The sequence below is a fragment of the Shigella sonnei genome (assembly GCF_002950395.1).
Taxonomy (GTDB): domain Bacteria; phylum Pseudomonadota; class Gammaproteobacteria; order Enterobacterales; family Enterobacteriaceae; genus ECMA0423.
Genome location: NZ_CP026802.1, coordinates 2,358,583 through 2,370,992, shown reverse-complemented (window position 1 = coordinate 2,370,992; position 12,410 = coordinate 2,358,583). Strand labels below are relative to the sequence as shown.

The window sequence follows — 12,410 nt, the reverse complement described above, 5'->3', positions numbered from 1 at the left end:
AAAAAAACAGAAAAGTCATGCATTCTCGACCCCGATGGCACGGCTATTGAGGACGCGTAGCGTCGCGAATTTTTGGTTGATATCAATGGCGCTCCAACACCCCTAGTCAACGCGAAAATGCCACATAGCCTCGGCAGGCATGCCAATTAAACGGGCGATTAACAGACTCAGTACACCCTGATGGCTGACGACTAAAATATTCTGATAGTGCTGAAATTCACTAAGCCTTGCGATAAAGCGTTCCACACGTTGCGAAAATGCCTGAAATCCTTCACCGTTCGTGGGGATTGCATGCTGCCAGTCATTGCACCACGCGCTATAGTTTTCGGCATCTTCTTGCATGAGGTCGCGATGATGTCGCATCTCCCAGTCGCCAAAAAACATTTCGTTGAGTTCAGGGATGATTTGCACGGGGAGCTGGCGGTCACTGAGAACCAGTCGTGCGGTATGCTGTGCCCGTTCCAGTTCACTGCATAAAACCAGATCAAAGGAAACACCATGTAGCAGCGTATGCAGATTTTGCGCTTGCTCAATACCGCGCGCGGTCAGGGGGGTGGGCGCATGACCGCTGTAAAGACCATCGATATTCGCTTGCGTTTCACCATGACGAATTAACCACAGTCGCATCATGCCCTCCGTAACGACAGGTATCAGCGATACAAGCCTTGTTGGTTAATGTAAGTCAGTACCGGTTCCGGCAATAAATCCTCACACGATTCACCGTTTTGCAAACGTTCGCGGATGATGGTCGCCGAGATGTTAAACCACGGCGTTTCAGCCAGATAAATTTTACCGGCAGGCTGAAGGTGAAGATCTTCCGGGTTATGTGTCAAATGATCTTCCAGCCATTGCTGGTATTGCGGTTGCGCCATTTCAAGTGGGTAACCTGGACGCCGACAGACGATCAAATGTGCATTGTCGAGTATCGTTTCGTATTCGTACCAGGTCGGAAAGGTCAGCAGTGAATCCTGACCAATAATAAACGCCAGCGGCACGTCCGGTCCTTGTTCCTGCCGCCACTCTTTCAGTGTTTGCGCAGTGTAAGAGGGGGCATTGCGCTTTAGCTCGCGTTCATCAAGAGTAAATAATGGCTTGTCGGCAATCGCCAGTTCAAGCATGTGTTTACGCTGCACGCTGTTCGCTTCCGGCTGGGGACGATGCGGAGGAACATTATTAGGGATGATTGTGACCCGCGTCAGACCAATCAAATTCGCCAGCGTTTCCACGGGTTTTAGATGACCATAGTGCACCGGATCAAAGGTGCCGCCAAACAGAGCCTGTAAAGATTTCATATCAACCGTCGATAAATACGTCCGCCAGGGGTTTATGGCACAACAGAAGAGATAACCCTTTCAGCTCTGCCCACACTGACTGACCGTAATCTTGTTTGAGGGTGAGTTCCGTTCGTGTCAGGAGTTGCACGGCCTGACGTAACTGCGTCTGACTTAAGCGATTTAACGCCTCGCCCATCATGCCCCGGCGGTTCTGCCATACCCGATGCTTATCAAACAACGCACGCAGTGGCGTATGGGCAGACTGGCGTTTCAGGTTAACCAGTAACAACAGTTCACGTTGTAATGTGCGCAACAAAATAACCGGTTCGCTGCCTTCCAGACGCAGTTGCTGAAGAATATGCAATGCGCGCTTACTTTTTCCCATCAACAAAGCATCAACCCAATGAAAAGGGGTGAAATGCGCGGCATCATTCACCGCCTGTTCAACGCGCGGTAATGTCAATTTGCCGTCTGGCCAGAGCAGCGATAAACGCTCCAGTGCCTGAGCCAGCGCCAGCAGGTTACCTTCATAACAGTAGCAGAGCACCTGATTTGCCGCGTCATCCAGTTCTAAGTTGAGCTGTTTTGCGCGCGCAGCAACCCAGCGGGGAAGCTGAGCCTGCTCCGGTGTCTGACAGGTCACCTGCACGCTGCGATTCGCAAGAGCAGTAAACCAGGCGGCATTTTCTTGCGCTTTGCTTAATTTATTACCGCGGACGATCAACAGCAGGTCGTCATGCAGAAGTCCGGTGAGTGTGAGAAGTTGTTCATTGATCGCCGCATTCGGTCCGTTTTCTGGTAACAACAGCAATAGCGTTTGTCGACTGGCAAACAGACTCATAGCCTGGCATAACGAAAAGATCGCATTCCAGTCAGTGTTGGGATCAATGGAAAAAGTGTGGTGTTCTTCGAATCCTTGTGCCGCAGCTACCTGACGAACAGCGTCCTGGCTTTCCTGCAATAACAGAGGATCGTTACCAAGTAAAAGATACGCCGCGCGCAGCCCTTCATTGAGCTGCGCGCGGAGTTGTTCCGGGTACAACCGAATCATCAGTTACCCAGCGTGGTGGAGACGCGTGCAGGCGTTGCCGGAGTATCCGTTGTGGTCGACGTCTGTTCTTCGTCGGAACGAATATCCGCAGCACGGATGCTTGGCAGCTTACGAATCAGCTGTTCGGCAGCACGGTCGTACATCTCTTTTACGATCATGTCTTGTTCGTTATCTTTCGCTAACGCCATTTGCGGGTTATCAAAGAACGAACGGAAGACTTTGGCGCTAATCGGGTAGATATCACGGCCGGGGATCAACACGGTCGCATTCACCGTCATGATCATCTGATACTCTGCTGTTTGACCGTTACGGAATACCGATGCGGTATCTTTCGCGATGCTCACTTTACCCAAACGCAGGGATGGAACGTCCTTACGCGTGGTTTCTTTATCAAGCAACTCGACACCATTCAGACGTAACTGGTTACGCACTGCACGGCTTAATGGCCCGTTCGGATCGCCTGAGTCCAGGATCATGACCTTCATAGTGGAAGGAACCTGCGTGGTATCACGCAGATGCCAGCCACACCCGGCGGTGATTAACACCGCCAGAGATAACAACAATGTTGCCAGATATCGCACGCTTCCTCCCGCGCTTAGCCAACGACCAGATTGAGGAGTTTACCTGGTACGTAAATCACTTTACGCACGGTAACGCCATCAAGATATTTTGCTACCAGATGTTCCTGGCCAGCACGTTCGCGAACCTGTTCTTCCGTTGCGTCCACCAGAACGGTGATTTTGGCACGGACTTTACCGTTAACCTGCACCACGACCAGCGTGGAGTCTTCCACCATCGCTTTTTCGTCAGCAACCGGCCACGGCGCGTTGTCGATATCGCCTTCGCCTTTCAGTTCCTGCCACAGCGTGAAGCAGATGTGCGGGGTGAACGGGTTAAGCATACGGACAACGGCCAGCAGCGCTTCCTGCATCAGAGCGCGATCCTGCTCGCCATCGGTTGGTGCTTTCGCCAGTTTGTTCATCAGCTCCATAATCGCCGCAATTGCGGTGTTGAAGGTCTGACGACGGCCGATATCATCGGTCACTTTAGCGATCGTTTTATGCACATCGCGACGCAGCGCTTTCTGATCTTCAGTCAGCGCATCAACGTTCAGTGCCGCAACATCACCTTTTGCTGTGTGCTCGTAAACCAGTTTCCAGACACGTTTCAGGAAGCGGTTAGCCCCTTCCACACCGGATTCCTGCCATTCGAGAGTCATATCAGCCGGAGAAGCAAACATCATAAACAGACGAACGGTGTCCGCGCCGTAACGTTCAACCATCACCTGCGGGTCGATACCGTTGTTCTTCGACTTGGACATTTTGCTCATGCCGGTATAAACCAGTTCATGGCCTGCCGCATCTTTCGCTTTCACGATACGGCCTTTCTCGTCACGTTCAACGATAGCATCAACCGGGGAAACCCAGTTACGTTCGCCGTTTTCGCCAACATAGTAGAAGGCATCTGCCAGCACCATACCCTGACACAGCAACTGTTTCGCTGGTTCGTCAGAGTTCACCATGCCTGCATCACGCATCAGTTTGTGGAAGAAGCGGAAGTAGAGCAGGTGCATAATGGCGTGTTCGATACCACCAATGTAGATATCCACCGGCAGCCAGTAGTTAGCCGCTTCGGAATCCAGCATACCTTCTTTGTACTCTGGGCAAGTGTAGCGCGCATAGTACCAGGAGGACTCCATAAAGGTGTCGAAAGTGTCGGTTTCACGCAGCGCTGGCATACCGTTAACGGTAGTTTTTGCCCACTCCGGATCTGCTTTAATCGGGCTGGTAATGCCGTCCATCACCACATCTTCCGGCAGGATCACCGGCAGCTGGTCGTCCGGGGTCGGCATTACGGTACCGTCTTCCAGCGTCACCATCGGAATCGGCGCGCCCCAGTAACGCTGACGAGAAACACCCCAGTCGCGCAGGCGGTAGTTCACTTTACGCTCGCCAACGCCCATCGCAGTCAGTTTATCGGCGATGGCGTTGAAGGCCGCTTCATGGTCAAGACCGTTGAATTCGCCAGAGTTGAACAGCACGCCTTTTTCAGTCAGGGCTTGCTGAGAAAGATCTGGCTCAGAGCCGTCAGCAGCCAGGATAACTGGTTTGATGTTCAGGCCGTATTTAGAGGCAAACTCGTAGTCGCGCTGGTCGTGACCCGGAACCGCCATAACTGCGCCCGTGCCGTACTCCATCAATACGAAGTTTGCTGCCCAAACGGGAATTTCTTCGCCCGTTAATGGGTGAACAGCTTTAAAGCCAGTATCGACGCCTTTTTTCTCCATCGTCGCCATTTCAGCTTCGGCAACTTTGGTGTTACGGCATTCGTCAATAAAGGCCGCCAGTTCAGGATTATTTTCCGCCGCTTTCTGCGCCAGCGGATGACCCGCAGCTACCGCCAGGTAGGTACAACCCATAAAGGTGTCCGGGCGGGTAGTGTAAACGGTCAGCATGTTGTCATAGTCGTTAACGTTGAAGGTGATCTCCACGCCTTCGGAACGACCGATCCAGTTACGCTGCATGGTTTTAACGGTGTCTGGCCAGTGATCCAGTTTATCCAGATCGTTGAGCAGCTCGTCAGCGTAAGCAGTGATTTTGATAAACCACTGCGGGATCTCTTTACGTTCAACTTTGGTATCGCAGCGCCAGCAGCAGCCGTCGATAACTTGTTCGTTCGCCAGTACGGTCTGGTCGTTCGGGCACCAGTTGACCGCAGAAGTCTTCTTATATACCAGGCCTTTTTTATACAGCTCGGTGAAGAATTTCTGTTCCCAACGGTAGTATTCCGGCGTACAGGTTGCCAGCTCGCGGCTCCAGTCATAACCAAAGCCCAGCATTTTGAGCTGGTTTTTCATATACGCGATGTTGTCGTACGTCCACGGTGCCGGAGCGGTGTTGTTTTTCACCGCCGCGCCTTCCGCAGGCAGACCAAACGCGTCCCAGCCGATCGGCTGCAGGACGTTTTTGCCCAGCATACGCTGGTAGCGGGCGATCACGTCACCGATGGTGTAGTTACGTACGTGGCCCATGTGTAGTCGACCAGAAGGATAGGGAAGCATAGACAGGCAGTAATACTTCTCTTTGCTCTCGTCTTCGGTTACTTCAAATGTGCGCTTCTCATCCCAATGAAGCTGTACTTTGGATTCTATCTCTTCCGGGCGGTATTGCTCTTGCATGGCAGCCAGTGGTCCTGTTTTCAATACGGCTACAAATGTAGCGTTGAGGTGGTTTTTCAGATCCGCATAGCATAGCCCAAACGTCCGCGTCAAAACAGCCTTTCGCGCACTCGACGTTGAAATGATGCCCGGATTATTCATACATTAATTTACAGAGTTTGTGGGCGTATTAGCAAAGCAAGGAACAAAGAACGTCTATTATTATAGTCAGTTAACGACCCGGGAGATGAAACGATGAACAAGGTTGCTCAATATTACCGTGAACTGGTCGCGTCACTGAGCGAACGCCTGCGCAATGGCGAACGTGATATCGACGCACTGGTGGAACAGGCGCGCGAGCGCGTAATAAAAACAGGGGAGTTAACGCGAACCGAGGTCGATGAGCTGACGCGAGCTGTAAGACGTGACCTGGAAGAGTTCGCCATGAGCTATGAAGAGAGCCTGAAAGAAGAATCTGACAGCGTCTTTATGCGGGTGATTAAAGAAAGCTTATGGCAGGAGCTGGCAGATATCACCGATAAAACGCAGCTTGAATGGCGCGAAGTTTTCCAGGACCTCAATCATCATGGGGTTTATCACAGCGGAGAAGTGGTCGGGCTGGGAAATCTGGTCTGCGAGAAATGTCACTTCCATCTCCCGATCTACACACCGGAAGTGCTGACGCTATGCCCGAAATGTGGTCATGACCAGTTCCAGAGACGCCCGTTTGAGCCGTAATAGTCTGATTTCGCACAGCAATAAAGAGAATATGGGCCGAATGAAATTCCCCGGCCCTTGTTTTTATCTCTACAGTAAATCTTCAGTCTCACGAATTTCCTGACTGACATCTCTGGTTCCGGATGACTGAACTTTACGATACAGGTCGAGAGCCTGTCGGAGATCGACAGGTCTTCCTTCTCCGTAGTGATACATAATGGCCAGGTTATACCAGGCAGTGGCGTCATTGCATTCAGCGGCTTTCGTAAACCATTCAAAGGCAGCCTGATAATCTTTCTCAACGCCTTGTCCGTGTTTATACATATAACCGATGTTGACGTAAGCGCCGACGCTTTCCTGAGCGGCAGCCTTCAGATACCAGTACATCGCTTGCTTATAGTCCTGGTCCACCCCTTCGCCAGCGTTATAATCCCATGCAATTTGAAACTGGGCGTGCCGATTACCCTGCTGTGCGCTTTTCAAATACCAGAATGCGGCGAGTGTCTTGTTTTGAGCAACGCCTTTTCCGTCTTCATAAAGATCGGCCAGATTGTTTTGCGCGTCACTATGGCCTTGTAATGCAGCTTGTTTGTACCAGAAAAATGCCAGCGCATAGTCTTTTGCGACTCCGTTGCCATTTCTGTACATCCACCCAAGATTATTTTGCGCATAAGACATTCCGCTCTCCGCGGCTATCTGATACCAGACAACCGCTTCTTTATAATTGGGGGCTTCTCCACGATCCAGTGTCCAGCCAAGGGCGTTGGAAGCGAAAGTATGGCCTTGTAGGGCAGCTTTTTTCAGCCAGAAGATGGCTTGCTCATTATCTTTATGACGGCTTTTATCCTCGGTATACTTTTGCCCTAAGGAATACTGTGCTTCACAATGACCTTGCTCAGCGGCCAGCTTCAGCCAGTAAAAGGCCTTTTCGTCGTCCGGAGAGTCAATTGCGCTATCGCGATTATAATAAAACCCAACAATATATTGAGCCTCGCAATCGCCTTTTTCAGCACGTTCGATAATCTCATCTATTGATAAATTATCGCAGCAACTTGACGTAAAAACCATTATCATTTCCTTATGGTTGTAGATAAAACATATTATATTTTTATGTGTTCCATTTTTGCGTAAGCCTTATTTTATGCGTATTATGTTGCGTCAGAAAAGTATAAATAACTGAGTCTCGAAATGTAGTTTACATTCATTAAATGAATGTTTAAGGATAAATTATATGGACATGGGGTCGCAAAAAATATTGTTTGCACTTTCCACTCCGATGGAAATACGCAATGAATGCTGTTTACCTTCGCATTCATCCCCCAAAATGTATTTAGGTACATGCTTTTTTGACCTTTCTTCCTCATGGGGAATTGATGACCGTGATGACCTGCTGCGCACAATTCACCGAATGATCGATAACGGTCATGCCGCTCGGTTGGCAGGGTTTTATCACCGCTGGTTTCGTTATTCGCCATGTGAATGGCGTGACTATCTTGCTGAACTAAATGAGCAAGGTCAGGCTTATGCGCAATTTGTCGCCAGCACAGCCGAATGCTGTGGTGAGGGAGGAATTAAAGCATGGGATTATGTCCGGATGGGTTTTTTAAGTCGAATGGGCGTACTTAATAACTGGTTGAGTGAAGAAGAAAGTCTATGGATCCAGTCGCGTATTCATCTACGGGCTCTACGTTATTATAGTAACTGGCGGCAATACTTTGCCGGTTATACCTTTGGTCGGCAATATTGGCAGTCTCCCGAAGATGATCATCTGCCTTTATTACGCGAATTCTTAGCTCGTAAAGAATACGACGATTCCGGCAATGATATGTTTTATCAATTATTTGCCAGTGATGATGCGTATTACCCTGCCTTGTCCTGGCAACCACTGGCTGACTACCCCACATGCCCGGAAACGCTTAAGGATATGAGCGACCTATGAAAAATTGCTGGAAGATCCTCGAAATAGAGGAAACGACTGACGTCGATATTATCCGCCGCGCTTATCTGGCGCTGTTACCGTCCTTTCATCCAGAAACCGATCCGCAGGGTTTTAAACAACTTCGTCAGGCGTATGAGGAGGCGCTCCGGATTGCGCAGTCGCCTGCTAAATCTGTTTGGCAACCAGAAGAATATGAGGTAGCAGAACATGAAATTCTGCTCGCCTTTCGCGCGTTACTTGCCTCTGATAGCGAACGTTTTCTGCCCTCCGCCTGGCAGCGATTCATTCAGCAATTAAATTATTGCTCGATGGAAGAGATTGATGAATTACGCTGGTCGCTGTGCACAATCGCCATGAACACTGCCCATTTATCCTTCGAGTGCGTGGTGTTATTAGCAGAAAGATTGCGGTGGTTGCAGGAGGAAAACGTCGGGGAAATAGACGAAGAAGAACTGGAATCCTTTTTATATGCCATTGCGAAGGGGAATGTTTTTAACTTCCAGACCATTCTGCATCTGCCCGTTGCCGTGCAAAATGACACCATCGATTTTTACCAAATGTTCGCTCGGATTTGGTCATCGCATCCAGAATGGCTGACATTGTATTTAGCGCAACATCGCGCAGTGATCATCCCCGATGATGCAAAACTGCACAGAAATTTACTCCGCTGGTATAGCGCAGGTCGCCTGGATATCCCCGAACTTCTGGATTACGCCCGGTCGTGGCGGGAAGCTGAACCTGATAATGAAGATGCGCGTTATTATGAATACGCGCAACGCGTCTATTGTGGAGAAGGCGAAAGCTTGCTGGCAGAACTTTGTGACTACTGGCGCGAGTATCCCTCCACCCAGGCGGATGCTTTAATATTGCAATGGTGCCGTCAGCATCGGGTCGATTATTACCCGTTAGTGGTGATGATGATTGAAGCTCGTGAACTGGTTAACGATCAGGGTAAACAGCTACTTTATGTCCCCGGCGACAGCGCCCGTACGCGTTTTCATTTATACGAAATACTCAGCGATGAAAAACTCTCTGCGCTGGGGCGTTCACTGGTCGAGATGGTTTTGCACAAAGGACGTAAGCCGCGGATCTCACTCACGCGTGATACAGAACATCCCTTATGGCCATTATATTTAGTTGCCAAACAATTAGTGCAGGCCAGCCAACCGACAGAAGAATCATTAATGCCGATTGTGAGCCGCCTTGATGCAGAAGATCGTTGTCCACTGGAAGCATTAATTATTCGTCGATTATTAATTCAGGCGGCGAATTTTACCGGTCAGGAAACCGTCGAGCCGGAGCCGCAACCGCAGCCAATGCCCGTTGACGATGGCGGGCTGGGCTGTCTGGGCGTCATCAAAATTATTTTCTACATTTTTATCTTTGCCGGTTTGATAGGAAAAATACTCCATCTCTTCGGGTGACAGTCGACGTTAATGTGCGGGAAGTCCGGCAAGTAATCTTTCCGCATTTTTGTAATGTTGTTTGGCGGCCAGTTTTAACCATTTTTGAGATTCATAATGGTTAACATTAATACCAGTGCCATTTCTGTAGATCAAACCCAAAGTATATTGAGCATGAGCATACCCTTGTTCAGCTGCTTCCTTATACCAGAGAATTGCTTTACGGGTATCGGGTTTGACTCCCAGGCCTTTCAGGTAGATCCACCCCAGTTTGCTTTGTGCGCGCGGATTTTCCTGTTCTGCTGATTGCTCATACCAGTATCTCGCCTGTGTATAATCCAGTGGTTTACCGTCGCTACCATGAAGATAAAATTCGCCAAGGCGATATTGCGATGTTGAGTGACCATGAATCGCGGAAAGCTCCGTGGCTGCCGTGGTTAACGGTAGACTGCCTGGTGATCTTAAATAATCAAAGGCATAATTCACCATGGCTTTATCACGCAACGTCGTTTTCTTGGGTTGGCTAATACAGGTAATTGCTGCAACTATAAAAATTGCGAATATATACATTGATTTTTTATTCATGTGTGAATGCTTCGATTTTCTTTTTATTTTGAAAGCGTCAAGTTTATACTCATCAATAATAAAAAAGTAGTCAGTTAATGCACTTAAGGGATTATTAAAAAATGAATAAGGAAGAACAATATCTTCTTTTTGCGCTTTCTGCGCCCATGGAAATACTTAATCAGAGTTGCAAACCCGCGCATGACTCGCCAAAAATGTATACTGGGATAAAAGAATTCGATCTCTCATCATCCTGGGGAATAAATAATCGTGATGATTTAATTCAGACTATTTATCAGATGACTGATGATGGTCATGCCAATGATTTAGCTGGCTTATATCTGACATGGCAACGCTCTTCCCCTGAAGAGTGGAAAGCATTAATTGCTGGTGGCTCGGAGAGAGGGTTGATTTATACCCAATTCGTTGCCCAAACCGCTATGTGCTGTGGAGAAGGGGGAATCAAAGCCTGGGATTATGTTCGAATGGGGTTTCTGTCACGGGTCGGTGTGCTCAACAACTGGCTGACGGAAGAAGAGAGTTTATGGCTGCAATCGCGCGTCTATGCACGAGCTCACCATTACTATCACAGCTGGATGCACTATTTTTCTGCCTATTCACTAGGGCGTCTCTACTGGCAATCTTCTCAGTGCGAAGACAACGCTTCGCTACGCGAGGCGCTAACCCTGTACAAATACGATAGCGCCGGGAGTCGGATGTTCGAAGAGCTGGCAGCGGGAAGCGACCGTTTCTATGCCACGCTTCCCTGGCAACCATTAACTGTCCAGCCTGAATGCCCGGTAACGCTTAAGGATGTGAGCGACCTATGAAAACATGTTGGCAAATCCTCGAAATTGAAAGCACGACGCAAATAGACATTATCCGCCAGGCTTATCTTGCTCGCTTACCGTTGTGTCATCCCGAAACCGATCCGCAGGGGTTTAAAGCATTACGCCAGGCCTATGAAGAGGCGCTGCGACTGGCGGTAAATCCTGTCGAGGAAGCAGATGATGAAGAAAAAGATGCCACCGCTGAACATGAAATACTACGTGCATTCAGGACATTACTGGATTCAGAAAGTGATCGTTTTCAGCCCTCCGCCTGGCAGAAATTTATTCAGCAATTAAATACCTGGAACATGGAGGATGTCGATCAATTACGCTGGCCGCTGTGTGCAATCGCTATAGAAGCGCGATATCTTTCATTAAATTGTGCTTCTTTGTTGGCAGAGCGTTTGAACTGGCATTCGTTTAATGACAGCGAAGGAATGGATGAGGAAGAAAGGGAGGCTTTTCTTGAGGCCATTCAGGCTGGTGATTGTTTCGATTTCCTTAGCCTTCTGGAATATCCCGTCGCGTTACAGAACCAGACTGTTGAATATTACTTCGCGCTGGAACGTTGCTGCCGTTACCATCCTGACTATGTCACTGCGTTTTTGGCGATGGAAGGACCGTGGTTCATTCCTGATGATGCAAAGTTACATCGCAAACTGTTGCGCTGGTACAGCTCGGTGCAAACAGGTATGGCGGAACTCATTCCTGTAGCCAAACAGTGGCAAGCGGAAGAACCAGAAAGCGAAGATGCCCGGTATTACCAGTGTGCACAACGTTTGTACTGCGGCGAGGGGGAAAGCCTGCTTGCCGATCTCTGCGCGTACTGGGAAAGTTACCCATCTACACAAGCTGATAATTTGTTGTTGCAGTGGAGCAAGCGTCATTGCCCGGATTATTTCGCGTTATTAGTGATGGTTATCGAAGCGCGAAGCATGGTAGATGCGCAAGGTAAACCGTTGAAATATGTTCCTGGTGAGAGCGCCCGGACGCGGCTGTTATGGGCGGAGATTTTACATAGCGGAAAATTATCGCCGTTAGGTCAATCGTTTATTGAGTCGTTATTCTTCAAGCGCAAAGCATGGGCGTGGTGGAAATCGAGAGTCGGTAGCGAGACAGAGCAAGATTCACCGTTACTGGATTTGTATCGGGTAGCGGAACAGGTTGTGCTGGAAGCGTTCCCGAAACAAGAGATGCTGGCCCGTCTTAATACAAGGCTGGAAGGTGGAGATGCTCATCCATTAGAGGCCATTATCACCCAGATGCTGTTGACGAAAGTGAAACTCGAGCCGGAGGATGAAGATGTCGATGAGCCAACACCTGAAAACCATGAAGAAAAAAATGATGAGGATGAAAAACCACAGAGCATTACCAGTATTATCAAAATCAGCTTAACGGTGCTGATGATAGGTTATGCGCTCGGAAAAATCGCGATGTTGTTTAGCTGAGGATGTGTTTTTTGCGCCGATGCCGGA

The 12,410-nt window shown here is 49.1% G+C and carries 11 protein-coding genes and 1 pseudogene; 5 read left to right on the top strand and 7 right to left on the bottom strand.

All coding sequences use genetic code 11. From position 1 onward, the window contains the following. Window positions 1–15: 15 nt before the first annotated feature. The 5 genes and pseudogenes from C1P89_RS12615 to leuS form a co-directional block, all read right to left on the bottom strand. Window positions 16–627: pseudogene (locus tag C1P89_RS12615) on the bottom strand (adenosylcobalamin/alpha-ribazole phosphatase). A gap of 23 nt (window positions 628–650) precedes the next feature. Next, entirely contained in the window at window positions 651–1,292 is a 642-nt protein-coding gene (nadD, locus tag C1P89_RS12610; protein ID WP_000838889.1) for a nicotinate-nucleotide adenylyltransferase, read from the bottom strand. Between the two features lies 1 nt (window position 1,293). Further along, window positions 1,294–2,325, bottom strand: coding sequence for a DNA polymerase III subunit delta (gene holA / locus C1P89_RS12605; protein WP_000620537.1), 1,032 nt, complete (start codon window positions 2,323–2,325; stop codon window positions 1,294–1,296). Then, entirely contained in the window at window positions 2,325–2,906 is a 582-nt protein-coding gene (lptE, locus tag C1P89_RS12600) for an LPS assembly lipoprotein LptE (protein WP_001269673.1), read from the bottom strand. Before lptE ends, holA begins: the two co-directional genes overlap by 1 nt. Before the next feature lie 14 nt (window positions 2,907–2,920). Further along, entirely contained in the window at window positions 2,921–5,503 is a 2,583-nt protein-coding gene (gene leuS / locus C1P89_RS12595) for a leucine--tRNA ligase (RefSeq protein ID WP_005141714.1), read from the bottom strand. 234 nt (window positions 5,504–5,737) lie between these two features. Here leuS and C1P89_RS12590 point away from each other — a divergent pair, with 234 nt between their 5' ends. Beyond that, window positions 5,738–6,220: a zinc ribbon-containing protein gene (locus C1P89_RS12590; RefSeq protein WP_001044880.1), complete on the top strand. Its 483-nt coding sequence runs from the start codon at window positions 5,738–5,740 to the stop codon at window positions 6,218–6,220. Between the two features lie 69 nt (window positions 6,221–6,289). Here the strand turns inward: C1P89_RS12590 and ybeQ are convergent, their stop codons facing one another. Beyond that, window positions 6,290–7,267 (bottom strand): Sel1 family TPR-like repeat protein YbeQ, encoded by a 978-nt coding sequence (gene ybeQ, locus C1P89_RS12585; RefSeq protein WP_000232239.1) that lies wholly within the window; start codon window positions 7,265–7,267, stop codon window positions 6,290–6,292. A gap of 163 nt (window positions 7,268–7,430) precedes the next feature. On the opposite strand from ybeQ, the gene C1P89_RS12580 reads away from it, so the two are divergent. Then, window positions 7,431–8,138 carry a DUF1266 domain-containing protein gene (locus C1P89_RS12580; RefSeq protein ID WP_000367142.1) on the top strand — a complete coding sequence of 236 codons (708 nt, stop codon included), beginning with the start codon at window positions 7,431–7,433 and terminating at the stop codon, window positions 8,136–8,138. Continuing rightward, window positions 8,135–9,562, top strand: coding sequence for a J domain-containing protein (locus C1P89_RS12575; protein ID WP_000786613.1), 1,428 nt, complete (start codon window positions 8,135–8,137; stop codon window positions 9,560–9,562). The genes C1P89_RS12580 and C1P89_RS12575 overlap by 4 nt, the downstream gene beginning before the upstream one ends. A gap of 9 nt (window positions 9,563–9,571) precedes the next feature. On the opposite strand, the gene C1P89_RS12570 is transcribed toward C1P89_RS12575, so the two are convergent. Further along, complete coding sequence (locus C1P89_RS12570) at window positions 9,572–10,126, bottom strand: tetratricopeptide repeat protein (RefSeq protein WP_001036500.1); 555 nt, start codon at window positions 10,124–10,126, stop codon at window positions 9,572–9,574. Between the two features lie 101 nt (window positions 10,127–10,227). Here C1P89_RS12570 and C1P89_RS12565 point away from each other — a divergent pair, with 101 nt between their 5' ends. Together C1P89_RS12565 and djlC are read left to right on the top strand one after the other, a co-directional pair. Beyond that, window positions 10,228–10,935: a DUF1266 domain-containing protein gene (locus C1P89_RS12565; protein ID WP_001030939.1), complete on the top strand. Its 708-nt coding sequence runs from the start codon at window positions 10,228–10,230 to the stop codon at window positions 10,933–10,935. Further along, entirely contained in the window at window positions 10,932–12,383 is a 1,452-nt protein-coding gene (gene djlC / locus C1P89_RS12560; protein ID WP_005141225.1) for a co-chaperone DjlC, read from the top strand. Before C1P89_RS12565 ends, djlC begins: the two co-directional genes overlap by 4 nt. The last annotated feature ends 27 nt before the right edge of the window (window positions 12,384–12,410 follow it).

What these genes read in the sequence shown, in the direction of transcription:
- nadD (WP_000838889.1), bottom strand. Translation starts at nt 1,292, where the DNA reads ATGAAATCTTTACAGGCTCTGTTTGGCGGCACCTTTGATCCGGTGCAC.
- holA (WP_000620537.1), bottom strand. Translation starts at nt 2,325, where the DNA reads ATGATTCGGTTGTACCCGGAACAACTCCGCGCGCAGCTCAATGAAGGG.
- leuS (WP_005141714.1), bottom strand. Translation starts at nt 5,503, where the DNA reads ATGCAAGAGCAATACCGCCCGGAAGAGATAGAATCCAAAGTACAGCTT.
- C1P89_RS12590 (WP_001044880.1), top strand. Translation starts at nt 5,738, where the DNA reads ATGAACAAGGTTGCTCAATATTACCGTGAACTGGTCGCGTCACTGAGC.
- ybeQ (WP_000232239.1), bottom strand. Translation starts at nt 7,267, where the DNA reads ATGGTTTTTACGTCAAGTTGCTGCGATAATTTATCAATAGATGAGATT.
- C1P89_RS12580 (WP_000367142.1), top strand. Translation starts at nt 7,431, where the DNA reads ATGGACATGGGGTCGCAAAAAATATTGTTTGCACTTTCCACTCCGATG.
- C1P89_RS12575 (WP_000786613.1), top strand. Translation starts at nt 8,135, where the DNA reads ATGAAAAATTGCTGGAAGATCCTCGAAATAGAGGAAACGACTGACGTC.
- C1P89_RS12570 (WP_001036500.1), bottom strand. Translation starts at nt 10,126, where the DNA reads ATGAATAAAAAATCAATGTATATATTCGCAATTTTTATAGTTGCAGCA.
- C1P89_RS12565 (WP_001030939.1), top strand. Translation starts at nt 10,228, where the DNA reads ATGAATAAGGAAGAACAATATCTTCTTTTTGCGCTTTCTGCGCCCATG.
- djlC (WP_005141225.1), top strand. Translation starts at nt 10,932, where the DNA reads ATGAAAACATGTTGGCAAATCCTCGAAATTGAAAGCACGACGCAAATA.